The following is a 24,160-nucleotide window of genomic DNA, read 5'->3' on the forward strand; positions in this document are numbered from 1 at the left end:
GACGATGCGGGAGCTGAGCGTGTGGGCCGTCGAGGGCATCGGCGAGGTGCGGCCGGGTGACGATCTGGCCGCGGCGATCGCCGAGGCGCTCACGCGGTCCGGACGTCCGGCGGCGGACGGCGACGTGCTGGTGATCGCGAGCAAGGTGGTCTCGAAGGCCGAGGGCCGGCTCGTGGCCGCGGCCGACCGTGAGGAGGCGATCAGCGCGGAGGCGGCCCGCCTGGTGGCGAGCCGACCGCGCGCGGACGGTGCCGCGACCCGCATCGTCGAGACGCGACACGGCTTCGTCATGGCGGCGGCGGGCGTCGACGTGTCGAACGTCCCCGACGGGTACGTGCTGCTGCTGCCCGAGGACCCCGACGGATCGTCGCGCTCCCTCGCCGAGGAACTGCGCGAGCGCACGGGTGCCCGCATCGGCGTCGTCGTCACCGACACGTTCGGCCGCCCGTGGCGCCAGGCGCAGACCGACCTCGCGATCGGCGCGGCCTACGTGCGCGTGGTCGACGACCATCGCGGCACGCCGGACCAGGAGGGCCGGACTCTCACGGTCTCGGTCACGGCCCTGGTCGACGAGCTCGCGGGCGCGGCCGACCTGGTCAAGGGCAAGGCCGGCGGGACCCCGGTCGCGGTGGTGCGCGGGCTCGACGTCGTGACCGACGACCCCGGGCTCGGCGTCGCGGCGCTCGTGCGCGGCGCGGAGGGGGACATGTTCAGGATCGGCTCGGACGAGGCGTTCGCCGCCGGTCACGCCGCCGGGATGCGGATGGCGCAGGCGCTCCGCGACGACGAGAGGGAGGCTCAGCCATGACCGGGTGGACCGTGATCGTCCCCGTCAAGGGAGGCGCCCGCGCAAAGTCGCGGCTGCCCGAGACGGTTCACGGAGTGCCGCGAGCCACGCTGGCCGCGGCCTTCAGCGCCGACACGCTCGCCGCGGTGTCGAGCGCCGCCGGGGTGGACCGCGTGCTGGTGGTCACCGGGGTCTCGGACCTCGAGCCCTGCTGGCTCGGCGCGGGGGCGCCGCATCTGCGCGTGGTGCGCCAGGCCGCCGGCGCGGGGCTCAATGCCGCGGTGCGATACGCCGCCGGGCTCGCGACCGGGCCGATCGCCGTGGTGCTCGGGGATCTGCCCGCGCTGCGCCCGCAGGATCTCGAGACGGTGCTCGATGCGGCCGCGTCGCGCCCGCTGTCCATGGTGGGAGACGTCGCCGACAGCGGCACCACGATGCTGATGTCGCGCCAGGAGCGCTTCCCGATGAGCTTCGGGCCGCAGTCGGTGGGGCGTCACGGCCGCGCCGGCTACGTCGAGCTCCACGCCCCGATCCGGGCGCGGGCCGACGTCGACCTGGTCGAGGACCTCGACCGCGTGATGCGGCTCGGCGTCGGGGAGCACACGGCGGCCGCGCTCGCGGGCGGCGAGGGCGATCTCGCCGGGAGGTCCCTGCTCAGCGCGGCGAGCTGAGCAGGCGGCCCAGCTCCACCGCGGCCCCCGCGATCGCGGCGGTCGCTTCGGCGTCGGTCATCCACAGCGGGCGCGCCTCCGCCGCGATCCCGGCCGCAGCGAGCCGGGGCAGGGAGCCCGCGTCCGCATCGTCCACGAGCCAGCCGTCGAGGAGGCCGTGGCGCGCGCGGTAGTCGAGGGCGACGTCGGCCGCCGTCGCGGCGACGCCGACGGCGGCGAGGCAGGCCTCGGCCATGCCGCGGACGGCGGCGCCGGAGATGATCGGGGACACCCCGACGAGCGGGGCCGCGCAGGCGCGCAGCGCGTCGGCGAGGCCGGGCACCCCCAGGATCGTGCCGACAGAGACCACCGGATTCGACGGGGGCAGGAGCACCAGGTCGGCCGCAGCGATGGCGGCGAGCGCGCCGGGCGCGGGCGCGGCATCATCCACCCCGACCTGCACGAAGCGGCGCGCGGGAGCCGCGGCGCGCGTGCGCACCCACCACTCCTCGAAGTGCACGGTCTCGCCGGAGGCGAGCTCGACGTGCGTCTCGACCGGCTGGTCGCTCATGGGCACCAGGGTCACGGGCAGGTCCCAGCGTGCGGCGAGGCGGGCCGTGGCCTCGGACAGCGACAGCCCGGTCGCGAGCAGCGAGGTCCGCGCGAGGTGCGTCGCGAGGTCCCGGTCGCCGAGCGTGAACCACTCCCAGCCGACGCCGTACGGCCGCAGCTCCTCGGCGACGGTGAAGCGCTCGTCCTCGCGTCCCCACCCCTGGCCTTCGTGGATCGCTCCGCCCAGCGTGTACATGAGCGTGTCGAGGTCGGGGCAGACCTGCAGGCCGTGGAGGCGCATGTCGTCGCCCGTGTTGGCGATGACCGTCACGTCGAGCGGCGTGCCGGTCGCGGCGCCCCACGCGAGCAGGCCGCGCATGAAGCGAGCGCCGCCCACTCCTCCCGACAGGGCGACGATGCGCAGGGGAGCGGTCATGGGGCCTCCTCGGTGGTCGCGGCGTCGAGCGCGATGACGGGCCTGCCGTCGACGGGATGGGTGAGGACCGTCGCAGCGACGCCGTAGACGGCGGCGATCACGGTCGGGGTGAGCACCTCGGCCGGGGTGCCGAGCGCGGCGACGTGCCCGCGGTCGAGGAGGACGATGCGGGTGCACAGCCGTGCGGCATGGTCCAGATCGTGCAACGCCGCGACGGCGGTGATGCCCAGGGTCGACACGAAGGCGAGGGTGTCGAGCTGCGCGCGCACGTCGAGGTGGTTGGTGGGCTCGTCCAGGAGCAGCAGGCGAGGGCGCTGAGCGAGCGCGCGGGCGAGCGACACCCGCTGGCGTTCGCCTCCCGAGAGCTCCGTCCAGGGACGCTCGGAGAGGTGCGCGGCGCCCGCCGCGGCGAGGCTGTCTCGCGCGAGGGACACGTCCCGCGGCGATCCGCCGCGGTCGAAGCGCCCGCGGAAAGGCAGCAGCCCCAGCTCGACCACGTCGACGGCCCGGAGGGGGATGTCCCGGTCGGGCTGCTGCTCCATGAGCGCCACGGCCCTTGCGATCTCGCGGCGGGGGATCAGGTGGGCGGGGCGTCCGTCGAGCAGCACCGCGCCGCGGGCCGGGTCGAGCATCCCCGCGATCGCGGCCAGCAGAGTGGACTTCCCGGCGCCGTTGGGGCCCAGCAGGCCGATCACCTCTCCGGGCGCGGCGACGAACGCGACGTCGGTGAGCACCTCGCGATGCCCGCGCGCGACCGCGAGCGACTCGACCCTCACCTCCATGCGGCCCCCCTCGCGTGGCGGAGCACCACCACGAACACCGGCACCCCCACGAGCGCCGTGACGATCCCGACGGGGATCTCGCGCGGGTCGAGCATCGTCCGCGCGAGCGTGTCCGCCCACAGGAGGAACACGGCCCCGCCGAGCGCCGCCGCGGGCAGGACGTGCCTGTGCAGGCCGCCCACGAGCCCGCGGACCAGGTGGGGAATGATGAGGCCGACGAAGCCGATCGCGCCGCTCGTGGACACCATCGCCCCGGTGAGCAGCGACACCGCGACGAAGAGCACCAGGCGGGTCCGGCGTGTCGAGATCCCGAGCGCCTCCGCCGCGGCGTCGCCGAGCGTGAGGGCGTCGAGGGGGGCGGCGTGGAGGCGCAGCAGGGGGTAGACGAGCGCGAGGGCGGCTCCCGCGATGGCGACCGTCGCCCACGTGGAGCCCGCGAGCGAGCCGAGCAGCCAGCTGAGCACCTGCCGGTAGGCGTCGCCCTTGGCGGTGACCACGATGACGAGCGACGTGCATGCCGCGAGCAGCTGCGACACGGCGATCCCGGCGAGCACCACGATGGTCGGGCTGAGGCTCCCGGCGAGGCGCGCGATCCCGAGGGCGGCGCCCAGCGCGAGCAGCGCGCCCGCGAAGGCCGCGACCGGCAGCGCGAACGAGAGCGCGAGGGTCGAGCCGATGCCTAGCAGCAGCACCGCGACCGCGCCGAGCGAGGCGCCGGAGGACAGCCCGAGCAGGTAGGGGTCGGCGAGCGGGTTGCGCGTGAGCCCCTGCATCACCACGCCCGCGGCGGCGAGCCCTGCGCCCACGAGCGCGGCGGTGAGCACGCGCGGTGCGCGGATCGACCACACGATCGCGTCGGCAGTGCCGGCCGTCGGGTCGCCCGCGAGGTGCGAGGCGACGATGCGCCACGCCTCGGCCGGGCCCAGCCCCGCGACGCCGATGGTCACCGCGACCGCGACCGACGCGAGCAGCATCACCGCGAGGGCGGCGGTGAGCGCGCGTGCACGGCGGTCGCGGCGGACGGTCATGGCTGCGTCGGCACCGCCGTCCCGAGCTGGTCGACGAGCGACGCGACCGTCTGCACGTTGCGCACGCCGGCCTCGGCGCCCGCGAACGGGACGACCAGGTAGGCGCCGTCCTCGACCGCGCTCAGCGCCGCGGTGGCGGGGTTGTCCTCGAGCATCGCGATCTTGTCCGCGGCGGTGTTCCACGAGGCGTCGACGAGCACGATGACGTCGGGGTCGGCGTCGACGACGGCCTCCCACGTGGCGGACGTCCACGTGTCGTGCACGTCCGCGAACACGTTGTCGAGCCCCGCGGCGTCCATCATCATCTGGGGGGCGCCGATGCCCGCGCCCACGTACGGTGCGTCCGTGCCGGAGCTGTACCAGAGCGCGCTCAGGCCGCGATCGTCCGGCGTGATCGCGGCGAGGTCGTCGCGCATGCGCGCGACCAGCGCGTCCGCCGCGTCGGTCGCGCCGAACACCTCGCCGGCCTCCGCGAGCTGGTCCCACAGGAGGTCGAACGTCATCGGATCGGGCTGGTAACCGGCCTCCTTGCACGCGGAGGGCGCGACGTACGTGAGGATCCCGCGCGCCGTGAGGTCGTCGCGCTCGCCCACGCCGTCGGCCGCGAGGTTGGACTCCCATCCCACCGCGATCGCATCGGGCTCGAGCGCGAGCGTCGCCTCCTGCCCGGGCAGGAAGTCGGACAGGATCGGGATGTCGGCCTCGAGCGCGGTGTACGGGGGCTCGAGCGGCCCGTCGAGGAACGCGGCGCCCACGATGCGGTCGGCCAGGCCCAGCTCGATGAGGAGCTCCGTGGTGGTGGACTTCACGGTCACGATGCGGTCGGGGGTGCCGCCGGTCTGGATCATGAACCCGCAGTTGTCGGCCGTCACGGTGCTGACGGTCGGCGCCGGGGTCGCGAGCGGGAGCGTGTCGGCCTGCGTGCACGCGGCGAGGGTCAGCGTGGACGCGAGGACGATGACCTTCGGTGCGAGTCGACTCATGGGCCCTCCTGGGGCGACGGGCTGCTCGGTCCTGCCGAGACGGCGCGTGGCGCTCCCGAGGCCGGCGCCTCGGGGCGTGCGCGCAGGCTAGTCACCTGGCATTACCCCGATGTTTCGCGCCCGGATGCCGCCGCCGCGATGGCCGCGGCGACGGTCGGCACGGACTCGCGCAGGGCGCCCACGCTGACACGGATGTGATCGCCGGTGTGCGGTCCGGGCTCGTCGCGGTCCACCGCGGCCGGGACCACGAACGTGCTGCCGCGGCTGACGTTGATGCCGTGCGCGGCCAGCGTGATCCGGGCAACGTGCTCGTCGGCGACCGGCACCCACGCGTTGAGGCCGTCCGCGACGGGGACCTCGACGCCTGCCGCGGCGAGGCACGCCGCGAGCTCGCGCTGGCGCAGGAAGTACGCGTGCCGCGCGCGGTCGACCGCGTGGATCGAGGCGCGGCTGGTGAGGAGGTCGTGCAGGATCGCCTGGAGCAGGCGCGACGTCCACCCGGGGCCCAGCACGCGGTACCCGACGATGCGCTCGACGGCGCTCGCGGGGCCGCCGAGCGCGGCGATCCGCAGGTCGGGGCCGTGGGACTTGGAGAAGCCGGCGACGCGCAGCGTGCGCTGCGGGATCCACGCTCCCAGGCTCACCGGCTGCGCGGCCGAGACCAGCCCCGTGTGGTCGTCCTCGATGATGACGGCGTCGCGGCCGTAGCGATGCCGCGTGAGCACCGCCGCGAGCTCGTCGGCGCGCGACGCGGTCATGGAGATGCCGGTGGGGTTCTGCGCGCGGGGTTGGACGATCACCGCCGCCGGGCGCGAGGCGAGCGCGGCCTCGAGGCTCGCGGGGATGATCCCGTGCGCGTCCATCCGCACGGGCACGGCCATGAGGTGGAGGTGCTCGAGCAGGTCGAGGAGCATGGGGAAGGTCGGGGTCTCCACGATGACCCGGTCGCCGAACCGCGCCACCGAGCGCAGCGCGCGCTCGATCCCGTCCATGACGCCGTCGAGCACGGTGAGGGCCTGGACGGGAGCGGGCCACAGCGCGCGCAGCGGCGCCTCGAGCTCGGGCAGCAGCGGGGGCTGCAGGTACGAGCCGACCGCCGCCCGCGACGGCGCCACGCGCTCGAGCGCCGCGGTGATGTCGGGCAGCAGCAGGGGGTCGGGGATGCCGATCGCGAGCTCGAGTCGCTCGACGCCGGGAGGCGTGGCCGCCGCGACCTCAGCGAGGTGGCCCGACCGTGTGGTGAGCCACGGTGTGCGGGGCTCGAGCACATAGGAGCCGGCGCGGCCGCGCGCCTCGATGAGGCCGGCGTCGACCAGCCCGTGCCAGGCCGCGCTCACGGTGCCGGGGCTCACCTCGAGCCGCTTGGCCACGTCGCGCACCGTCGGCAGCCGCGTGCGCGGGGCGACCTCGCCCGTGCGGATGAGCATCGACAGGGCGGAGGCGATGCCTTGAGGGCTCGGCTCCTCGATCTGGCTCGCCAGGCGGTCGATCAGCGCCACCCGCACCCCCTTCGTCCGATCTGGTCTCGAGCGTTCATCAACCTGTTACAGCAGGTAACCCAAGGGAAATGTTCAATCGCGACAGTAACAGTCACTGCATCGGACTGGAAAGAGCGCGAGGAGACGACATGACGGTGATCAGGGCGGCCATCACCCAGACCACGTGGACGGGCGACAAGGAGTCCATGCTCGACAAGCACGAGCAGTTCGCGCGGACGGCCGCGGCGCAGGGCGCCCAGGTCATCTGCTTCCAGGAGCTCTTCTACGGCCCCTACTTCGGCATCACCCAGGACAAGAAGTACTACCGCTTCGCCGAGCAGGCCGACGGGCCCATCGTGCAGCGCTTCGCGGCGCTCGCGAAGGAGCTGTCGATGGTGATGGTCCTCCCCATCTACGAGGAGGCGCAGACCGGCGTCTACTACAACACCGCTGTGGTGGTGGATGCGGACGGCACCGTCCTGGGCAAGTACCGCAAGAACCACATCCCGCACGTCGAGAAGTTCTGGGAGAAGTTCTACTTCCGTCCGGGCAACATGGGCTACCCGGTGTTCGACACCGCGGTCGGCAAGGTCGGCGTCATCATCTGCTACGACCGCCACTTCCCCGAGGCGTGGCGTGAGCTGGGCCTCAACGGCGCCCACCTCGCCTTCAACCCCAACGCCACCAAGCCGGGACTCAGCAACCGCCTGTGGGAGATCGAGCAGCCCGCTGCGGCCGTCGCCAACGGGTACTTCGTGCTCGCGCCCAACCGCGTGGGCCTCGAGGACAACGAGTACGGGGACGAGGCCGTGAACTTCTACGGCACCTCGCAGATCGTCGACCCGCGCGGCAACTACGTGGGCGAGCTCGGCTCGGGCGAGAGCGAGGAGATCCTCATCCGCGACCTCGACCTCGGGCTCGTGCAGGAGATGCGCGACGACTGGCAGTTCTACCGCGACCGCCGGCCGGACACGTACGACGAGATCACGGCGCCGTAGGGAGGCACGGACATGGCAACCACGCTGATCACGGGCGGCACGGTCGTCTCGGCCACCGGACGCGTGCTGGCGGACGTGCTGGTCGACGGCGAGAGCATCGTCGCGGTCCTCCAGCCCGGCTCGACCGCGCTCGGCGCGGACCTGCCGCGCACCGTCGATCGCGTCATCGACGCGAGCGGCAAGTACGTCATCCCCGGCGGCATCGACGCGCACACCCACATGCAGCTCCCGTTCGGCGGGACCTCCGCCTCGGACACCTTCGAGTCGGGCACCGCCGCGGCCGCCTGGGGCGGCACCACGTCGATCGTCGACTTCGCCGTGCAGCGCTACGGCGAGAAGGTCGAGGACGGGCTCGCGCACTGGCACGAGCTCGCGGCGGGCAACTGCCACGTCGACTACGGCTTCCACCAGATCATCGGCGGCGTCGACGAGCACTCGCTCGCCGCGCTGCCGAAGCTCATCGACGAGGGCATCACCAGCTTCAAGATGTTCATGGCGTACCCGGGCGTCTTCTACTCGGACGATGCGCAGATCCTCAAGGCCATGCAGATCTCCGCGGACACCGGCCTCATGACGATGATGCACGCCGAGAACGGCCCGGTCATCGACGTCCTCGCGGAGCAGCTGGTCAAGCAGGGCAAGATCGAGCCGTACTACCACGGCATCGCGCGGGCGTGGCAGGCCGAGGAGGAGGCCACGCATCGTGCCATCATGCTCAGCCACCTCACGGGCGCGCCGCTGTACGTGGTCCACGTGAGCGCCAAGCAGGCCGTCGCGCAGCTCGCGACGGCGCGCGACAACGGCCAGAACGTGTTCGGCGAGACCTGCCCGCAGTACCTCTACATGTCGCTCGAGGAGCAGCTCGGCGCGACCAGCGAGCAGTGGGGAGCCTTCGAGGGCGCGAAGTACGTGTGCTCGACGCCGCTGCGCTCGCGAGCAGAGGGGCACCAGGACCACATGTGGCAGGCGCTGCGCACCAACGACCTGCAGATGGTCTCGACCGACCACTGCCCGTTCTGCATGAAGGACCAGAAGGAGCTCGGGCTGGGCGACTTCCGCGCGATCCCGAACGGGATCGGCTCGGTCGAGCACCGCATGGACCTCATGTACCAGGGCGTGGTCACCGGGGAGATCTCGCTCGAGCGTTGGGTCGAGCTCACCTCGACCACGCCGGCGCGGATGTTCGGCATGTACGGGAAGAAGGGCGTGATCCAGCCGGGAGCCGATGCCGACATCGTCATCTACGACCCGAACGGCCACACGTCCATCGGCGTCGACAAGACCCACCACATGAACATGGACCACTCCGCATGGGAGGGCTACGAGATCGACGGGCACGTCGACGTGGTCCTCTCGCGCGGCACGGTCCTGGTCGAGGACGGGACCTTCCACGGCCGCAAGGGCCACGGCGAGTTCCTGCGCCGCGGACTGTCGCAGTACCTGATCTGAGGAGGCTCGTCATGGACTTCGGGGTCGTCCTGCAGACCAACCCGCCCGCGCAGCGCACCATCGCGCTCGCCAAGCTGGCCGAGGAGCACGGCTTCGGCTACGCGTGGACGTTCGACTCGCACCTGCTGTGGCAGGAGCCGTACGTCATCTACAGCGCGATCCTCGCGCAGACCGACCGCATCAAGGTCGGGCCCTTCGTCACCAACCCCGCGACGCGCGACTGGACCGTCACCGCCTCGGTGTTCGCGACGCTCAACGAGATGTACGGCAACCGCACGGTGTGCGGCATGGGTCGCGGCGACTCCGCGGTGCGCGTGACCAACGGCAAGCCCGTCACGGTGCGCGAGATGCGCGAGTCGATCCACGTGATCCGCGAGCTCGCGAACTGCCGGTCCGTCGAGTACAAGGGCGCGCAGCTGCAGTTCCCGTGGGCGCGGACCTCGTCGCTCGAGGTGTGGGTCGCGGCGTACGGGCCGCTCGCGCTCAAGGCCGCGGGCGAGGTGGGCGACGGCTTCATCCTCCAGTGCGCGGACGTCGACATCGCGCGCTGGATGATCGACTCGGTCAAGACCGCCGCGTCCGATGCCGGGCGCGACCCGGAGAGCCTGACGTTCTGCGTCTCCGCGCCCATGTACATCGGCGACGACTGGGAGCACATGCGCGAGCAGTGCCGCTGGTTCGGGGGCATGGTGGGCAACCATGTCGCGGACATCGTGGGCCGCTACGGCGACTCGGGGGCGATCCCGACGGCGCTGTCCGACTACATCAAGGGCCGCGAGGGCTACGACTACAACGAGCACGGCCGCGCGGGGAACTCGCACACCGAGTTCGTCCCCGACGAGATCGTCGACCGCTTCTGCGTGCTCGGCACGGCGGCGGATCACATCGCGAAGCTCGAGGAGCTCCGCGACGCGGGCATGACGCAGTTCGCGGGCTACCTCCAGCACGACAACAAGGAGGAGACGCTACGCGTCTACGGCGAGACCGTCATCCCGGCGCTGACGGACGCGATCACGGCGAAGGTGTGAGGCGGACGATGCGGACGGCCAGGGCGCAGGCGACCCTCTGGAGCGTCGTCGGCGTCCTCGGGGTCGCGGCGCTCTGGGAGCTCTACAAGGCGATCGCTCCCGACGACGGCGTGACGGTCGGCACCGTCACCGTGCTGCCGCGCACCACCGACATCGCGATGCCGCACATCTGGGACATGGTGACCCGGCTGTTCGAGCCGGTCACCCGCGCCGCCGGTGCTGACGTCCTGTGGTGGGCCGTGCTGCAGGCGGCGGCGTTCTCCCTGGGGATCGCGGTGCTCGGCTGGGTGCTCGGCGTGGTCTCGGGGATGCTGCTCGCGCTGCTGATGCAGCGCTGGATCACGGCGGAGAGCGCCGTGCTCCCGTGGGTGGTCCTGAGCCAGACGGTGCCGCTCATCGCGATCGCGCCGCTGGTCAAGCGCTGGGGCACCGCCATCCACCTCGGCCCCTTCCAGTGGGAGAACTGGATGTCCGTGGCGGTGATCGCCTCGTATCTCGCGTTCTTCCCCGTCGCCGTGAGCGCGCTCCGCGGCCTCAAGTCGCCGCCGCAGGCGGACACCGACCTGTTCCACGCCTACGCCGCGGGATGGTGGACCACGCTCGTCCGGCTGCGCCTGCCCGCCTCGGTCCCGTACCTCATGCCCGCGCTCAAGCTGGCCGCCGCGAACGCCGTGGTGGGCACCGTGGTGGCCGAGGTCAGCATCGGCCTGGGCGGCGGCATCGGCCGCATGATCATCGAGTTCGCCGCCACCGCGAGCGGCGACCCCGCCAAGACCTGGGCACCGATCTTGGGCGCCGTGCTCATCGGGCTGCTGTCCGCGGGGCTCGTCGCGCTGCTCGGGCGCGGTCTCGGGCGGTTCAGGAGAGGAGAGGTCCCCGCATGAGCGCCACCCGCGCCGCCGTCACCATCTCGGGCGTCGACAAGGTCTTCCGCACCCGCAAGGGTGGGGAGGTCCACGCGCTGTCCGACGTCAGCCTCGAGGTCGCCGCCGGCGAGTTCGTGTCGCTGATCGGGCCGTCCGGATGCGGCAAGAGCACGCTCATGCGCCTGGTCGCGGACCTGGACCCCGTCACCTCCGGCACGATCGAGGTGTTCGGCAAGAGCGTCGAGCAGGCGCGCAAGGACCAGGACTACGGCATCGCGTTCCAGCAGGCGGGCCTGCTGCCGTGGCGGACCGTCCGCGCGAACATCGAGCTGCCGCTCGAGATCCACGGCGTCGAGGCGCGAGCCCGGCGCGAGCGGTCGGATGAGCTGCTCGCGCTCATCGGCCTCGAGGACTTCGCGGACCACCACCCCGACCAGCTCTCGGGAGGCATGAAGCAGCGCGTCGCGATCGCCCGGTCCATGGCCGAGCGTCCCCGGCTCCTGCTCATGGACGAGCCCTTCGGCGCGCTCGACGAGATGACGCGCGAGCACATGCAGAACGAGCTGGTCGCGCTGTGCCAGGAGACCGGCGCCGCCGTCATCTTCGTCACCCACTCGATCCCGGAGGCGGTGTTCCTCTCGGACCGCGTGGTGGTGATGTCGCCGCGGCCGGGCCGGATCACGGACGTCATCGACCTCAGCTTCTCCTCGCGCGACGAGGAGCTGCGCGAGGACGCCGCGTTCTACGAGGGCGTCACGGCGGTGCGCTCCGCGCTGCACGGCGGCGCCGACGCATCGTCCGGTCCCCGGGGGGTCGAGAACCGATGAGGGGCGCGACCACGGCACGCACGATGCTCGCCCCGGCGGTTCTGGGCGTCGTCGCGATCGCGCTGTGGCAGCTCCTGGTGGTCGCCTTCGACGTCGCGCCCTTCCTGGTGCCGTCCCCGTCGGGGATCGCGGATGCGTTCGCGCGGTCCCTCTCCCACATCGTCGACGCCGCGAGGGTAACGGGGCTCAACGCGCTCATCGGGCTGGTGATGGGGGCGCTCACGGGCATCCTCGTCGCGATCCTCGCGAACGCGTTGCGCGTGATGTCGCAGATGCTCGCGCCGCTGGTCGCGGCGCTCGCGGTCATCCCGATCGTCGCGCTCGCCCCGGTGTTCTACGCGATGTTCGGCGCGGCCGCCCACACGGGCCGGCAGATCATCGCCGCCATCGCCGTCTTCGTCCCCATGTACCTCAACACGCTGAACGGTCTTCGACAGGTCGAGCCCGTGCATCGTGACCTGATGCGGTCCTATGCCGCCACCGCGGAGCAGGCCAACCGCCTGCTGCTGCTTCCCGGAGCCGTTCCGTACGTGCTCAACGGGCTCAAGATCGGTTCGTCGCTCGCGGTCATCTCGGCGCTCATCGCGGAGTACTTCGGTGGCCCGGCGAACGGTCTGGGCAAGGCGATCACCTCCGCCGCGGCGGGCAGCAACTACACGGGGGCCTGGGCGTACGTGCTCGGCGCCGTGCTGCTCGGCGCGCTCTTCTACGGCGTCACCGCAGGCATCGAGGCCTGGGCGCTGCGCCGTCGCGGGGGGTCATAGGCGTCCGCCGGCGGGCGGTCGAGCAGGTCAGGCAGGCATCACAGGGAGAACGAGGGGTTGGGACAGATGGCATTCATGGCAACTCGCGGCGCGCGTGCCGCGGCGTTCACGGCGGCGGCGCTCGGCGCGCTGACGCTCACCGGCTGTTCGGCGGACGAGGCCGAGCCGGCCGCATCCGGCGCGAGCGGTGACACGGGGTCGGAGGCGCCCGCGGAGCTCACCGCGGTCTCCGTGCAGCTCCAGTGGCTCACGCAGGCGCAGTTCGCCTGCTACTACGCGGCGGCCGACCAGGGCTACTACGAGGACGCGGGCCTCGACGTCACGATCATCCCGGGCGCCGTGGACATCGTGCCCATCGACGTCCTCACGTCGGGCGGCGCGGACTTCGCGGTGTCCTGGGTGCCGAAGGTGCTCGGCGCGATCGAGCAGGGCGCCGCCGTCACCGACGTCGCGCAGATCTTCGAGCGCTCCGGCACGATGCAGGTCGCGTTCGCGGACTCGGGCATCACCTCGGCCGCGGACCTCGCGGGCAAGTCCGTCGGCTCGTGGGGCTACGGCAACGAGTGGGAGCTCATCGCGGGCATGCAGGCGAGCGGCGTCACGCTCGAGGACCTCGAGGGCGGCTCGACCGTCCAGCAGGCCTTCGACATGAACGCCTTCATCGCGGGCGACATCGACGCGGCGCAGGCGATGACGTACAACGAGTACGCGCAGGTCCTCGAGACGGTGAACCCCGAGACGGGCGAGCTCTACACGGCGGACGACCTGGTGGTCATCGACTGGAACGACGAGGGCACCGCGATGCTCCAGGACGCCATCTGGGCTGACTCCGAGCGTCTCGCGTCCGACGAGGCCTACGCGGAGACCACCACGGCCTTCATCAAGGGCACCATCGAGGGCTGCCTCTACGCCAAGGACGAGCCCGAGGCGGCGGCGGACATCGTGACGGCGGCGGGCTCGACGCTCGGCACCTCGCACCAGCTGTGGATGACCAACGAGGTCAACAAGCTGATCTTCCCGTCCACCTCCGGCGTCGGGCACATCAACGAGGACCAGTGGGACGCGACGGTCGCGATGGCGCTCGAGACGGTCAACCCCGAGGGCGCGACCATCATCTCGGCCGACCCGCCGGAGGCCGCGTACTCCAACGAGTACGTGGACGCGGCGCTCGCCGAGCTGGCCGAGGAGGGCGTCGACACCATGGGTGCCGACTTCGCTCCCATCGAGGTCACGCTGAACGAGGGCGGCGAGTAGCCGCTCGCGCTGGCTGAGGCGGCGGGCCGGTCCTTCGGGGCCGGCCCGCTTTCGCGTCTCGTGCGCTGTTCGCGCGTCGCCCGTTGCAGGCGCGCCCGATGCCGGCGCACCCGTTACCCGCGCACCGGCCCCCGCCCCGCCCCGCCCCTTCTCGAAGTCACGGATCTGGGGACGCGCGTACGGGAGCTGAACGGGGAGCCTGGAGCGAGGTGCCTCAGATCCGTGACTTGCGGCGTCGGGTGCGGGGCGCGCCGCCCGCCGATCGGCTCAGCGCGCGACGCGCACGAACTGCACCACGTTGCCGCCGTCGCGACGCTCGAAGCCCAGGTGCTCGTAGAGCCGGATCGCGGTCGCGTTGCTCGCACCCGTGTGGAGGAACGGGCGGCGACCCTGCTCGCGGATGCCGTGCGCCACCACCGCCATGAGCCGCGTCGCGAGGCCGCGGCCGCGGTGGGTGTCGCGCGTGCAGACGGCGCTGATCTCGGTCCAGGACGGCGTGGTGAGCCGCTCCCCGGCCAGCGCGACCAGGCGGCCCTCCTCGCGGATCCCGTAGTACGCGCCCATGAGGGGCGTCTCCGGGAAGAACGGGCCGGGCTGCGCCTCGGCGACGATCTCGAGCATCTCGGGCGCATCGTCGAGCGAGAGCCGCACCACGTCCGCGTCGGCGGGCCGGCCGAAGCCGTCGGGCGCGGTCATCTGGACCACCGCAAAGCGCTCGGTCTCCTCCCAGCCGTCGGGGACCTCCTGCGGCACGCCGAACAGGACCAGCTCATCGTCCCCGGCGACGCCGGCGAGGTCGCTCCAGTCCTGTGCCGTGGGCGCTGGCGGCACCGCGGCGAACGATGCGACGGTCGGGCGGAAGCGGGCGGCCTCACCCTGGCGGATGGCGAGGTGACGATGCGCGTCGGACAGCGCGTGGAACACAGGGTGGTCGAGCTCGGAGAGGGACATGGCATCGATTGTCCCGCACCCAGTCGCGCGCCCCGCGAGGTGCTCGCGCTCCTCGCCCGGCCCCCCTCGCGCTCCTTGCCCGGCCCCCTCGCGCTCCCCGCGAGGTGCTCAGTGCCCGTTCCGGGCCGTTTTGAGCACTCAGCACCTCCCAGCGCGCGGGGGCGGTCAGCGCGCGCGGGGCGATCAGTCCGCCAACCGCCCGTCGTCCATGCGGAGCACGCGGTCGGCCATCACCGCAGCCTCGGCGGCATCGTGTGTCACCACCAGCCCCGTGGTGCCCGAGGTCTGCAGGATGTCGCGTACCTCGACGGCGAGGCGCGAGCGGAGGTCCGCGTCCAGCGAGGACAGCGGCTCGTCGAGGGCGAGCAGCCGGGGCCTCGGGCCAAGCGACCGCGCGAGCGCCACACGTTGCCGCTGGCCCCCGCTGAGCTCCGTGACGGCACGGCCGCCGAGCCCGGCAAGCCCCACCAGCTCGAGCAGCTCCGCGACCCGCTCGGCTCGCGCCGCGCGCGCCATGCCCGCCATTTCCAGCCCGAACGCGATGTTCGCGCCCACGGTGAGGTGGGGGAACAGCTGCCCGTCCTGGAACACCAGGCCGAAGCCGCGCCTATGGACCGGAACCCGCGCGAGGTCCTCCGCGTCCCAGCGCACCGTCCCGCCGGAGGCGTCGACGATGCCCACCACGGCGGACAGCAGCGAGGACTTGCCGCAACCGGAGGGGCCCAGCAGCGCCACCGACTCGCCGCGCGCGATCTCGAGCGAGACGCCGCGGACCGCCTCGACGGGTGGCCTGCCGGGATATGTGACGCGCAGGTCCCGGACCGTCAGCCCGCTCACAGCTCGGCTCCGACGGTGGTGCGCAGGCGCTCCGACGCGAGCATGACGGCGGCGGTGAGGGCGGCGAGGAGGACCGCGGCGGCGTAGGCCATGCCCACATTGTCGATGCCCGGGCGGGACAGCAGCTTCGCGATGGCGGTCGGCAGGGTCGGCCGGTCCGGGCGGGCCACGAAGGCCGTCGCGCCGAACTCGCCCATCGAGATGGCGAACGCGAACGCGATCGAGGCGGCGGTTGCGGACCGCAGAAGAGGCGCGTCGACGCGCCACAGCACCCGCCAGGGCGAGGCGCCGAGCGTCGCGGCGGCGGCGCGGAGGCGCGGATCGATCGCGCGCGCGGCCGGAACCAGCGCGCGCACCATGAGCGGCAGCGCGACCACCGCCTGCGCGATGGGCACCAGCCACCAGGATCCGCGCAGGTCCACCCCGAGCACGGAGCTGTTGAGGGTGAGCAGCAGCCCCAGGCCGACCACCACGGCCGAGACCCCGAGCGGCAGCATCACCAGCGACTCCAGCGCGGAGGCCCGGCGCGAACGGCGCGCCACGAGCAGCGCGGTCACGATGCCCACCGCCGCGGCCATCGCGGTCGCGACCAGGGCCGTCGCCAGCGACGTCACGGCGGCCTGCCACAGCGGCGCCGTGAGGGTCGAGCGCGCGGGCGGGTCCCCGACCATGGCCGCGTAGTGGTCGAGACCGTGGCCGTCGGTGGTCCGAAGCGAGCGCTCGAGCAGCGCGAGCCCGGGCAGCGTGAGCAGCAGCGCGGTCGGGGCGAGGGCGACGGCGATCCCGAGGCGCTCGCGGCCGCGCGGCGCCCGCGCGGGCTCGACGGCGGCGGGCGGGCGCGGCGACCTGGCACGTGCGCTCACCCACAGCGCGATCCCGACGAACACCACCTGCACCAGTGCGAGCACCGCCGCCGCGCGCAGGTCCAGGAACTGGTTGACCTGCAGGTAGATCTCCGTCTCGACGGTGCGGATCCGCGACCCGCCGAGGACCAGCACCAGCGCGAACGAGGTCGAGCAGAAGAGCATCACCACCGCCGCGGCGGACGCGATCGCGGGCCGCAAGGCGGGCATCGTCACCCGCACGAACGCCCGGGCGGGCGAGGCGCCCAACGTGCGCGCCGCATCGGCCATGCGCGGGGACAGCGACTCCCAGGCGCCACCGACGATGCGCACCACCACGGAGATGTTGAAGAACACGAGCGCGAGCACGATGGCCGCCATCGACTGATCGAGCCCGAGGAAGCCGAGCATCCCCGACCGCCCGAGCAGCGCCTGGAACGCCGCCGCGACCACGATGGTCGGCAGCACGAACGGCACGGTCACGAGCGCGCGCATCGTCCTCGCGCCGCGCCAGCTGAAACGCGATAGCGCCCACGCCGCCGGCAGCCCGAGCGCGAGCGAGCCGAGCGTGCCGAGCGCCGCGAGCACCACGGTGGTGACGATCGCGTCGAGCGTCCGCGACCGGGTGATCACCTCGAGCGAGCCGGCGAGGTCGCCGCCGCCGAACCCGTCCGCGCCCAGCAGCCCTCGCACGATGACCGTGCCCGCGGGCCACAGGAAGAACAGCCCCAGGAAGGCGGCGGGCACGCCTGCGAGCGCCCACCAGAGGCGGGCGCTCGCAGGCCAGGGCTTCACGGGAGGCGGCTCAGTCGAGGACCGCGGCGGTCCACTCGTCGATCCACGCGTCCCGCCTCGCGTCGATCTCGGCAGGGTCGACCGTGTACGGGTCGGCCGCGAGCGGGGCGAACTCGGCCCAGTCGGCCGGCACCTCGGCGGAGCTCGATACGGGGTACACGTACATGTTCTCCGGGAGCGTCGCCTGGAACTCGTCGGTGAGCAGCCAGTCGACCACGGCCTGCGCGCCCCCGGGGTTCTCCGCGCCCTCGAGCACGCCCGCGTACTCGACCTGGCGGAAGCAGGTGTCGAGCATCGCGGCGGTGGTGGGCTCGCCGTCGACGACCTCGTACGGCGGGGAGGAGGCGTAGCTGAGGACGATGGGGTACGAGCCGCCGTAGTTCGGTGCCGAGAAGTCCGTGTAGTACGTGTCCGACCAGCTCGCGGTGACCCTGATGTCGTTGGCCCGCATGGCCTCCCACCAGTCGAGCCAGCCGTCGCCGAGCGCCGCCTCGGTCGCGAGCATGAACGCGAGGCCGGGGGAGGACGTCGCGGGATTGGTCACGGAGACCATGCCCGTGTACGCGGGGTCCGTGAGCTCCTCGAGCGTGGGAGCGCCGTCGGGGAAGGACGCGAGGTCGTAGTTGAGGCACACGTCCGAGTAGTCGACGGCCGTGAGGAGGTCCTCCGCGCCCGGGACCGCGTAGTCGGCGGCGTCGGCGGCAGCGGCCGCCTGCGACGCGTACGCCGCGAGCACGCCGTTGTCGATCGCGCGCGATGCGAAGGTGTTGTCGATGCCGTAGACCACGTCGCCCAGCGGCGCGTCCTTGGTCAGCACCAGCTGGTTCACCAACGTGCCGGCGTCGCCGGGCTGCACCAGCTCGACGTCGATGCCGGACGCCGCCTCGAAGGCGGCCAGCGCATCGTCCGGCACGGCGAAGCTGTCGTGCGTGACCAGGCGGACCGTGCCGCCGGCGGTGTCGGACGATGCGGGGGTGGCCCGTGCATCGTCCGTCGCGGAGGCGGCGGGTTCGGCGGCCGTCGAGCAGGCCGCGAGGGTCAAGGTGGAGATGGCTGCGGCCGTGACGGCCGCGGTGCGCGTGACGCGCATGGTTTCCTCCCGGAATAGGAGGGGACGAGACTCGACTCCCTACGCCGGTGCGAGCCGGATCAGGTTCGAGGGTCTGCGGCGTTCCGCACTCTCAGCGCCCTGGTACCGACGCGGTCGCCCGCGACGGAGGCGCTCCCCTGTCGTGTCCGGCCAGGATAGCGCGGGTGCGGAGGTGCGAGGAGCGTCAGGACCTCGCCGTGGTGCGGCCGATGATCGCGGTCCGAGGTGCGTACCCGGTCCGATGGCCGGTGACCGCGACCGTGAGCCTGTGGCCCGCATCGGCCTTCCTCGCGGTGTAGGTGCGCGACGTGGCGCCGGCGATCGGCTTGCCGTCGCGGCGCCACCGGTACGTGTACCGGGACGCGGCGACGTCGAAGACGGGCTTCCTCACGGAAACCGTCGATCCGACGCGAACGGACGCAGGCAGCGGGGTGTAGGAGTAGTCGCCCATCCAGCCCAGCACCGTGGTCGCGGTGGGGGTGAGCGTCCGCGTCGTGTACCCGGGCTTGGACGCCGTGACCTTCACCGTCACCTTGTGGCCCATGTCCTTGTGGCGGAGCGTGAACGTCTTCTTCGTCGCTCCCGTGATCGCCTTGCCGTCGCGCAGCCACTGGTAGCGGAACGCGGTGCCCGAGGGGAAGCCCGACGTCGCGGCGGTGCGGGTGAAGCCCTCGATCGACGAGCCCGTGACCTTGGCCTTCGCCGACGAGGAGAAGGTGGCCGTCACTCCGCGGGTGCTGGACGTGGTCGACGTCGAGGCGAAGCCGTACCGATGCGCGGTGACGCGCACCGACACCCGGTGCCCGACGTCGGCCGAGCGGAGCGTGTAGGTGCCCGACGTCGCGTCGCCGATCGCGGAACCGTCGCGCAGCCACTGATACGAGAGGCTCTCGACGCTCGGCGCCCATCCGTCTGCGATCGCGGTGAGGGTCGATCCCGCGCGTGCGGTCCCGGAGGCGATCGGCTTGGGCGTCGACTCGAAGGCGCACGCGACGGTGCCCGCGTGGGTGCCCGTGGTCTCGATCACCTTGCCGGCGAACGTGCCGTCGCTGTTGGTGAAGGAGAACGAGTACTCGCTCTCGGGTCGGATCCACGTGTACCCCGACGCGGTCTGCGCGCCGTCCCAGATGTAGACGGTGCGCGACGGCTGGAGCAGGCCGCCGTCGCGGTCGACCGGCGTGGTCACCTGGTGCGGCATGCACAGCTCGGCGCCGGTGCGGATGGTCTGGTAGCGCGCGTCGACCTGGGCCACGTGCGACACCGGGGTCAGGTCCGCGATCCCGTTGTACGTGACGTCGAGCGTCGACAGCGCGGGCAGCGTCGCGAGCGGGGCCAGGTCGGTGAGCGCGTTGTGGGACACGTGCAGGGCGGCGAGCTGGTCGAGCCCGCGCAGCGCCGAGAGGTCGGAGACACCGGCGTAGGAGAGCCACATGGTCTCGAGGCTGCTCAACGTGCCGAGGGGCTCGAGCGAGGCCAGCCTGGTGGATCCCACGGAGAGCCACCGGATCGGGGCATGCGACAACGGCGCGAGGTCCGTGACGGCGGTGGCGCCGATATCGACCACCTCGAGGTTCTCGGTCGCGAGCCAGTCGAGGTCGGTGACGTCGCTGTTGCTCAGGTCGACCGTGCGCAGGCCGGTGAGCGAGTCGAGCGCATCCCACCGGTCGCCGAGGTCGGCGCCGGGCAGCCGCAGATCCTCGAGGCCCGTGAGCGTCGCGAGCGGCTCGACGGCCGCGTCCATGACGAGCTCAAGGCGCAGCGAGGTCAGGCTCGTGGCGAGCTCGAGGCCCGTCAAGGAGTGGATGCTCGCGTAGTTGTCGCACTCGAGCGCGGTGAGCGAGGCCATCGCCTCCGCGGTGATCACGTCCGACTCGGTGAGGTCGAGCGCCGTGCGCACGCACGAGGCGAGCACGCGATCGGTGACCACGTCGCCCTCCGCCGCGCCTGCGGGCGCGAGGCCCACGCCGACGGTGGCCACGCCGACACCCATGGCGGCGGACAGAAGTGCGACGACGCGCGGCAACGCCACGAGAACCCCCAGGCTGAGATGATGCTGGAGCACATCATCCCGACCGCGTCACCCGAGGTCAACCAGGGTGACGGAGGTCTCACACGTCGATGCGGTGGAAGCTCTTCCAGCTGAGCGATGCGGTCGGCCCGCGCTGCCCACGGTAGCGCGAGCCGTACTTCTCGGAGCCGTACGGGTGCTCCGCGGGGGAGGACAGCCGGAAGAAGCACAGCTGGCCGATCTTCATGCCCGGCCACAGGTTGATGGGCAGCGTCGCGGTGTTCGACAGCTCGAGCGTCACGTTGCCCTCGAAGCCCGGGTCGATGAAGCCCGCGGTCGAGTGCGTGAGAAGGCCCAGGCGGCCCAGGCTGGACTTGCCCTCGAGGCGCGCCGCGATGTCGTCGGGCAGCGTCACCGACTCGTACGTCGAGCCGAGCACGAACTCGCCGGGGTGCAGCACGAACGGCCCGTCGTTGATGTCGACGAGCCGGGTGAGCTCGGGCTGCTCGGCCGCCGGGTCGATGGCGGCGTACTTGTGGTTGTCGAACACGCGGAAGTAGCGGTCGAGGCGCACGTCGATGGAGGAGGGCTGGATCATCTCGGGGTCCCAGGGCTCGAGGGCGACCCTGCCCGACGTGATCTCAGCGCGGATGTCGCGGTCCGAGAGCAGCATGGTGCCCAACCTAGTCCCGCCGCGCCCACCCGCGCATCGTTCTGTGAGGTGCTCAGTGCGCGGAACGCCCGGATTCGGGCAGTCAGCACCTCCCAGGGCGCGGTGCGCGGGCCTCACTCCCCGAACTGGCCGCGCCGGCGCCGCTCCTGCTCGTTGAGCCACACGCGGTAGGACGGGTCGTCGTCCGGCGCGAGCGGCGCCGGCGGCATCCGCCGCTGTCCGGGACCGTCGAGCAGTTTGAGGACGATCCACGCTCCCGCTCCCACCCAGGGCACCAGCAGCACGATGAGGATCCACACGGCCTTGGGCAGGTGCCGCGGGTGGTCGGACGGCTGCTGGACCACGTCGGCCAGGGCGTACACGGTCAGCGCGATGTACAGCAGGAGCGGGATCAGGCGCATATGGGGACATTAGCGGGGACGATGCGGCGGGCGCCAGGGTCCGCCGTGGAGGCGCCGGACAAGGCGACGGCCCCCGCGGGAGATCCCGCGGGGGCCGTCGCTGGAGGCAGCTGCTCAGACGTGAGCAACGCCCGGGAGGTCCGGGTCCGCGGAGCCGAGGCGCGCATCGTGCCCCGCCTCGACGGCCGCCCGGCCGGCGGCCGCGCCGCCGACGGCGCCCTTGATGAGGTCGCTGATGCCGAAGCCGGTCACGGAGTTCATGACCTCCTCGGTCTCGGTGAAGAGGTTCGCGGCCTGGCGGGTGACCGCCGAGGCGCCCTCGGTCGAGACCACCGTGAGCGTGTCGATCGCGGCCATCGCCTTGCCCATCTCGCCCACGATCGCGGGCATGCCGTCGAGCGCGATCTCGAGCACACCCACTTGCGGCATGTTCTCGTAGGCCGTCTTCTTGGCCTCGATTCCCTCGGCCTCGGCCTTGCCCTTCGCGGCGATCGCCGTGGCCTCGGCCTCACCGCGCGCCTTGACGGAGGAGGCCTCCGCCAGACCCTGGGCCTCGACCACGCGGGCGGCGGCCACACCGACCGCCTCGTCGGCCGCGGCCGACGCTCTGCCTCGCGCCTCGAACACCGCGGCGTCCGCGAGACCGCGCGCCTGGTTCGCGGCGGCCTCGGACTCGCCGGCCTGGCGGGTCGCCTCGGCGGCACCCTTGGCCTTGGAGATCGCGGCCTCGCGCGCGGCTTCCGCCTCGACCTTCATCGCGTACGCGCCGGCGTCCGCGGGCTTGCGGACCTCCGACTCGAGGCGCATCTCGGTGACCTCGGCGCGCTTGGCCTCGGCCAGGCGCTCCTGCTCGAAGATCTCGACGTTGCGCTGGGCCTCGGCGATGGGGCCGGCCGCCTTGGCGTTGGCCTCGGCGGTGTCGGTGTCCTGCTGGATCTCGGCCATGCGGAGGGCCAGCGTGCGGTTCGCCTCGGCGATCTGCTGCTCGGCGGCGGCGCGCTTCTGCTCGGACTCGCGGCGGGCCTCGGCCTCGGCGATCTCGGCGTCGCGGCGTGCGATCGCCGCCTGACGGCGTCCCAGGTCCTGGATGTAGCCCGACGGGGTGGTGACGGACTGGATGTTGAGCCCCTCGAGCACCAGGCCCCACTCGGAGCAGGCCTCGCCGGTGACCTTCATGACGCGGTCCTTGAGCGTCTCACGGTCCGAGTTGATGTCCTCGACCGACATGGTGCCCACGATGGCGCGCATGTCGCCCTCGATGTTCTGCTGGACGAACGCCTCGATGTTGAGCGGGTTGACGTTGAAGCGCTCGATCGCGGCGCGGACCGAGGCCTCGTCGCCGCCGATCTTGACGTTCGCGACGCCCTCGAGGTTGACCAGGATGTTCTGGTTCGAGGGCGAGTCCTGCACGCGCCAGGCGATCTGGCGCGTCTCGAGCGAGACCTTGTTGTAGCGCTGCGTGAACGGCACCACGAAGACGCCGCCACCGCCCAGGACCACCTTCGACGGCACCGGGCGCGTCTCGAACGTGGTTGTGCCGTCCGCCTGGCGGACCGCGACCTGTGTCTTCGACTTCGAGCCCGAGACCACGAACGCCTCGTCCGGGTCCGAGACCTTGTAGCGCGACGCGATGGCCCACACCACCACGACCGCCGCGACCACGCTGGCAGCGATGGCGATCAGGGTGATCGCGCTGCCGTCGAGGTTGAACATGTACTGCCCCCTTGCTGTGTGCGAGGTCCCTAGGCGGAGTGCCGGGAGACCTTGATCTGGTTGCTTGCGAGCACGGCGTCGACGACCACGTCGTCGCCCGCCTTGAGCGGCTCGTCGGAGCGGAAGCTCATGCGGCGGTTCTGGCCCAGGAACGGCACCAGGGCGGTGCCCAAGCCGCCGGGCGTCGCGGGTGCCTCCACGACCGTGACGATGCGGCCCACCATGGCGTTGAGATCGGTGGCGCCGTCCTCCTGCTGCTGGCTCATGAAGACGCGGTGCGCGCCGAAGGCGAGGAGCCAGCCGGCCACCGCGCCCGCGAGGCCGATCGCGATGACGGTGCCCAGGCTCGGGTCGTCCATCCCGAAGGCGGCCGCCGCGCCTGCGAAGCCGAAGCCCGCGACGGTCGCCGCCGTGGTGGTCGAGCTCAGCGCCCCGTCGGGAAGGATGTCGAGCGCGACGTCGAAGATGTCGCCGACCACCGCGGAGATGATCGCGAAGACCAGCGCGAGGCCTCCCAGCCCCAGCAGCACGTATCCGACGGTCACGGTCTCGAACATCGCGTCACGCGCCTCTCTCACGGGTGGCGGGCGCGCTCGCGCCCGGGATGGTGCGGGGACGATGCGCCGTGCCTTCCGTACGACCGCGCCTCGGGCGCGACGTCGGCGGACAGGGCATGGCGTGAATCTAGCGGTCGAGGACCTTGCGCACCAGGAGCGACGGGGTCGGCGCGGCGCTCGCGAGCACGACGGGCCTGCCGCCCTGCGTCGGGGGAGGTGCTCAGTGCCCGAATCCGGCAGATTCGGGCCCTGAGCACCTCCCAGCGCGACCGGAGACCTCGCGGCGCGGTCCGATGAGCCGCCCCCACGACCCCGGGACTTGCAGGGGTCGCAACGCACGAATCGTTTCGATTACAGTGGGGGCAACACGCCCGAGAGAGCGCTCTCACGGCGCCCAAGCCCGACGAAAGG

At 72.4% G+C, this 24,160-nt stretch carries 23 protein-coding genes and 1 riboswitch; of the genes, 9 read left to right on the plus strand and 14 right to left on the minus strand.

Annotated features, from left to right (window positions below; translation table 11 throughout):
• Nucleotides 1-4: 4 nt before the first annotated feature.
• The gene (cofE, locus tag AOM09_RS01875; protein ID WP_062383493.1) at nt 5-808 is read left to right on the plus strand and encodes a coenzyme F420-0:L-glutamate ligase; all 804 of its coding nucleotides are present in this window, start codon (nt 5-7) and stop codon (nt 806-808) included.
• Complete coding sequence (gene cofC / locus AOM09_RS01880; RefSeq protein WP_062383496.1) at nt 805-1,458, plus strand: 2-phospho-L-lactate guanylyltransferase; 654 nt, start codon at nt 805-807, stop codon at nt 1,456-1,458. The genes cofE and cofC overlap by 4 nt, the downstream gene beginning before the upstream one ends.
• On the opposite strand, the gene cofD is transcribed toward cofC, so the two are convergent.
• The 5 genes from cofD to AOM09_RS01905 all read right to left on the minus strand — a co-directional run bounded on the left by cofD (nt 1,442) and on the right by AOM09_RS01905 (nt 6,717).
• A complete protein-coding gene (gene cofD / locus AOM09_RS01885) occupies nt 1,442-2,425 on the minus strand; it encodes a 2-phospho-L-lactate transferase (protein WP_228375024.1) in 984 nt (327 codons plus the stop codon). The genes cofC and cofD overlap by 17 nt on opposite strands.
• The gene (locus AOM09_RS01890; protein WP_062383499.1) at nt 2,422-3,207 is read right to left on the minus strand and encodes an ABC transporter ATP-binding protein; all 786 of its coding nucleotides are present in this window, start codon (nt 3,205-3,207) and stop codon (nt 2,422-2,424) included. Before AOM09_RS01890 ends, cofD begins: the two co-directional genes overlap by 4 nt.
• Nucleotides 3,198-4,235, minus strand: a complete 1,038-nt coding sequence (locus tag AOM09_RS01895) for an iron chelate uptake ABC transporter family permease subunit (protein ID WP_062383502.1) — start codon at nt 4,233-4,235, stop codon at nt 3,198-3,200. The genes AOM09_RS01890 and AOM09_RS01895 overlap by 10 nt, the downstream gene beginning before the upstream one ends.
• Nucleotides 4,232-5,218: a putative F420-0 ABC transporter substrate-binding protein gene (locus tag AOM09_RS01900; protein WP_062383504.1), complete on the minus strand. Its 987-nt coding sequence runs from the start codon at nt 5,216-5,218 to the stop codon at nt 4,232-4,234. Before AOM09_RS01900 ends, AOM09_RS01895 begins: the two co-directional genes overlap by 4 nt.
• 101 nt (nt 5,219-5,319) lie before the next feature.
• On the minus strand, nt 5,320-6,717 hold the full coding sequence (locus tag AOM09_RS01905; RefSeq protein WP_228375025.1) for an aminotransferase class I/II-fold pyridoxal phosphate-dependent enzyme: 1,398 nt from the start codon (nt 6,715-6,717) through the stop codon (nt 5,320-5,322).
• 128 nt (nt 6,718-6,845) lie between these two features.
• Between AOM09_RS01905 and AOM09_RS01910 the strand changes: the two genes are divergently transcribed.
• The 7 genes from AOM09_RS01910 to AOM09_RS01940 all read left to right on the plus strand — a co-directional run bounded on the left by AOM09_RS01910 (nt 6,846) and on the right by AOM09_RS01940 (nt 13,882).
• Entirely contained in the window at nt 6,846-7,694 is an 849-nt protein-coding gene (locus tag AOM09_RS01910) for a nitrilase-related carbon-nitrogen hydrolase (RefSeq protein WP_062383508.1), read from the plus strand.
• Between the two features lie 12 nt (nt 7,695-7,706).
• Entirely contained in the window at nt 7,707-9,143 is a 1,437-nt protein-coding gene (hydA, locus tag AOM09_RS01915) for a dihydropyrimidinase (RefSeq protein WP_062383511.1), read from the plus strand.
• An 11-nt stretch (nt 9,144-9,154) separates the two neighbouring features.
• Entirely contained in the window at nt 9,155-10,171 is a 1,017-nt protein-coding gene (locus tag AOM09_RS01920) for a TIGR03842 family LLM class F420-dependent oxidoreductase (RefSeq protein WP_062383514.1), read from the plus strand.
• An 8-nt stretch (nt 10,172-10,179) separates the two neighbouring features.
• On the plus strand, nt 10,180-11,055 hold the full coding sequence (locus AOM09_RS01925; protein ID WP_062383517.1) for an ABC transporter permease: 876 nt from the start codon (nt 10,180-10,182) through the stop codon (nt 11,053-11,055).
• Nucleotides 11,052-11,864, plus strand: coding sequence for an ABC transporter ATP-binding protein (locus AOM09_RS01930; protein ID WP_062383520.1), 813 nt, complete (start codon nt 11,052-11,054; stop codon nt 11,862-11,864). The genes AOM09_RS01925 and AOM09_RS01930 overlap by 4 nt, the downstream gene beginning before the upstream one ends.
• A complete protein-coding gene (locus AOM09_RS01935; RefSeq protein WP_062383524.1) occupies nt 11,861-12,628 on the plus strand; it encodes an ABC transporter permease in 768 nt (255 codons plus the stop codon). The genes AOM09_RS01930 and AOM09_RS01935 overlap by 4 nt, the downstream gene beginning before the upstream one ends.
• 75 nt (nt 12,629-12,703) lie before the next feature.
• Entirely contained in the window at nt 12,704-13,882 is a 1,179-nt protein-coding gene (locus AOM09_RS01940) for an ABC transporter substrate-binding protein (RefSeq protein WP_062384394.1), read from the plus strand.
• Between the two features lie 267 nt (nt 13,883-14,149).
• Here AOM09_RS01940 and AOM09_RS01945 read toward each other — a convergent pair whose 3' ends face one another.
• From AOM09_RS01945 to AOM09_RS01985, 9 genes are all read right to left on the minus strand, one after another.
• On the minus strand, nt 14,150-14,833 hold the full coding sequence (locus AOM09_RS01945) for a GNAT family N-acetyltransferase (RefSeq protein WP_062383527.1): 684 nt from the start codon (nt 14,831-14,833) through the stop codon (nt 14,150-14,152).
• Nucleotides 14,834-15,016: 183 nt separating this feature from the next.
• A complete protein-coding gene (locus tag AOM09_RS01950) occupies nt 15,017-15,670 on the minus strand; it encodes an ABC transporter ATP-binding protein (protein WP_062383530.1) in 654 nt (217 codons plus the stop codon).
• On the minus strand, nt 15,667-17,307 hold the full coding sequence (locus AOM09_RS01955; RefSeq protein ID WP_062383531.1) for an ABC transporter permease: 1,641 nt from the start codon (nt 17,305-17,307) through the stop codon (nt 15,667-15,669). Before AOM09_RS01955 ends, AOM09_RS01950 begins: the two co-directional genes overlap by 4 nt.
• Before the next feature lie 10 nt (nt 17,308-17,317).
• Nucleotides 17,318-18,397, minus strand: coding sequence for a thiamine ABC transporter substrate-binding protein (locus AOM09_RS01960; protein WP_062383534.1), 1,080 nt, complete (start codon nt 18,395-18,397; stop codon nt 17,318-17,320).
• A 19-nt stretch (nt 18,398-18,416) separates the two neighbouring features.
• Nucleotides 18,417-18,546, minus strand: a riboswitch (TPP riboswitch).
• A gap of 35 nt (nt 18,547-18,581) precedes the next feature.
• On the minus strand, nt 18,582-20,375 hold the full coding sequence (locus AOM09_RS01965) for a hypothetical protein (RefSeq protein ID WP_156162192.1): 1,794 nt from the start codon (nt 20,373-20,375) through the stop codon (nt 18,582-18,584).
• Nucleotides 20,376-20,505: 130 nt separating this feature from the next.
• Nucleotides 20,506-21,078 (minus strand): dCTP deaminase, encoded by a 573-nt coding sequence (dcd, locus tag AOM09_RS01970; protein WP_062383539.1) that lies wholly within the window; start codon nt 21,076-21,078, stop codon nt 20,506-20,508.
• A gap of 113 nt (nt 21,079-21,191) precedes the next feature.
• Entirely contained in the window at nt 21,192-21,479 is a 288-nt protein-coding gene (locus AOM09_RS01975; protein ID WP_062383542.1) for a PLD nuclease N-terminal domain-containing protein, read from the minus strand.
• 114 nt (nt 21,480-21,593) lie between these two features.
• On the minus strand, nt 21,594-23,192 hold the full coding sequence (locus AOM09_RS01980; RefSeq protein ID WP_062383544.1) for an SPFH domain-containing protein: 1,599 nt from the start codon (nt 23,190-23,192) through the stop codon (nt 21,594-21,596).
• A gap of 29 nt (nt 23,193-23,221) precedes the next feature.
• Complete coding sequence (locus tag AOM09_RS01985) at nt 23,222-23,749, minus strand: hypothetical protein (RefSeq protein ID WP_062383547.1); 528 nt, start codon at nt 23,747-23,749, stop codon at nt 23,222-23,224.
• Nucleotides 23,750-24,160: the final 411 nt, after the last annotated feature.

Source organism: Demequina iriomotensis (assembly GCF_000971395.1).
GTDB lineage: Bacteria > Actinomycetota > Actinomycetes > Actinomycetales > Demequinaceae > Demequina > Demequina iriomotensis.

What these genes read in the sequence shown, in the direction of transcription:
- cofE (WP_062383493.1), top strand. Translation starts at nt 5, where the DNA reads ATGCGGGAGCTGAGCGTGTGGGCCGTCGAGGGCATCGGCGAGGTGCGG.
- cofC (WP_062383496.1), top strand. Translation starts at nt 805, where the DNA reads ATGACCGGGTGGACCGTGATCGTCCCCGTCAAGGGAGGCGCCCGCGCA.
- cofD (WP_228375024.1), bottom strand. Translation starts at nt 2,425, where the DNA reads ATGACCGCTCCCCTGCGCATCGTCGCCCTGTCGGGAGGAGTGGGCGGC.
- AOM09_RS01890 (WP_062383499.1), bottom strand. Translation starts at nt 3,207, where the DNA reads ATGGAGGTGAGGGTCGAGTCGCTCGCGGTCGCGCGCGGGCATCGCGAG.
- AOM09_RS01895 (WP_062383502.1), bottom strand. Translation starts at nt 4,235, where the DNA reads ATGACCGTCCGCCGCGACCGCCGTGCACGCGCGCTCACCGCCGCCCTC.
- AOM09_RS01900 (WP_062383504.1), bottom strand. Translation starts at nt 5,218, where the DNA reads ATGAGTCGACTCGCACCGAAGGTCATCGTCCTCGCGTCCACGCTGACC.
- AOM09_RS01910 (WP_062383508.1), top strand. Translation starts at nt 6,846, where the DNA reads ATGACGGTGATCAGGGCGGCCATCACCCAGACCACGTGGACGGGCGAC.
- hydA (WP_062383511.1), top strand. Translation starts at nt 7,707, where the DNA reads ATGGCAACCACGCTGATCACGGGCGGCACGGTCGTCTCGGCCACCGGA.
- AOM09_RS01920 (WP_062383514.1), top strand. Translation starts at nt 9,155, where the DNA reads ATGGACTTCGGGGTCGTCCTGCAGACCAACCCGCCCGCGCAGCGCACC.
- AOM09_RS01925 (WP_062383517.1), top strand. Translation starts at nt 10,180, where the DNA reads ATGCGGACGGCCAGGGCGCAGGCGACCCTCTGGAGCGTCGTCGGCGTC.
- AOM09_RS01930 (WP_062383520.1), top strand. Translation starts at nt 11,052, where the DNA reads ATGAGCGCCACCCGCGCCGCCGTCACCATCTCGGGCGTCGACAAGGTC.
- AOM09_RS01935 (WP_062383524.1), top strand. Translation starts at nt 11,861, where the DNA reads ATGAGGGGCGCGACCACGGCACGCACGATGCTCGCCCCGGCGGTTCTG.
- AOM09_RS01940 (WP_062384394.1), top strand. Translation starts at nt 12,704, where the DNA reads ATGGCAACTCGCGGCGCGCGTGCCGCGGCGTTCACGGCGGCGGCGCTC.
- AOM09_RS01945 (WP_062383527.1), bottom strand. Translation starts at nt 14,833, where the DNA reads ATGTCCCTCTCCGAGCTCGACCACCCTGTGTTCCACGCGCTGTCCGAC.
- AOM09_RS01960 (WP_062383534.1), bottom strand. Translation starts at nt 18,397, where the DNA reads ATGCGCGTCACGCGCACCGCGGCCGTCACGGCCGCAGCCATCTCCACC.
- dcd (WP_062383539.1), bottom strand. Translation starts at nt 21,078, where the DNA reads ATGCTGCTCTCGGACCGCGACATCCGCGCTGAGATCACGTCGGGCAGG.
- AOM09_RS01975 (WP_062383542.1), bottom strand. Translation starts at nt 21,479, where the DNA reads ATGCGCCTGATCCCGCTCCTGCTGTACATCGCGCTGACCGTGTACGCC.
- AOM09_RS01980 (WP_062383544.1), bottom strand. Translation starts at nt 23,192, where the DNA reads ATGTTCAACCTCGACGGCAGCGCGATCACCCTGATCGCCATCGCTGCC.
- AOM09_RS01985 (WP_062383547.1), bottom strand. Translation starts at nt 23,749, where the DNA reads ATGTTCGAGACCGTGACCGTCGGATACGTGCTGCTGGGGCTGGGAGGC.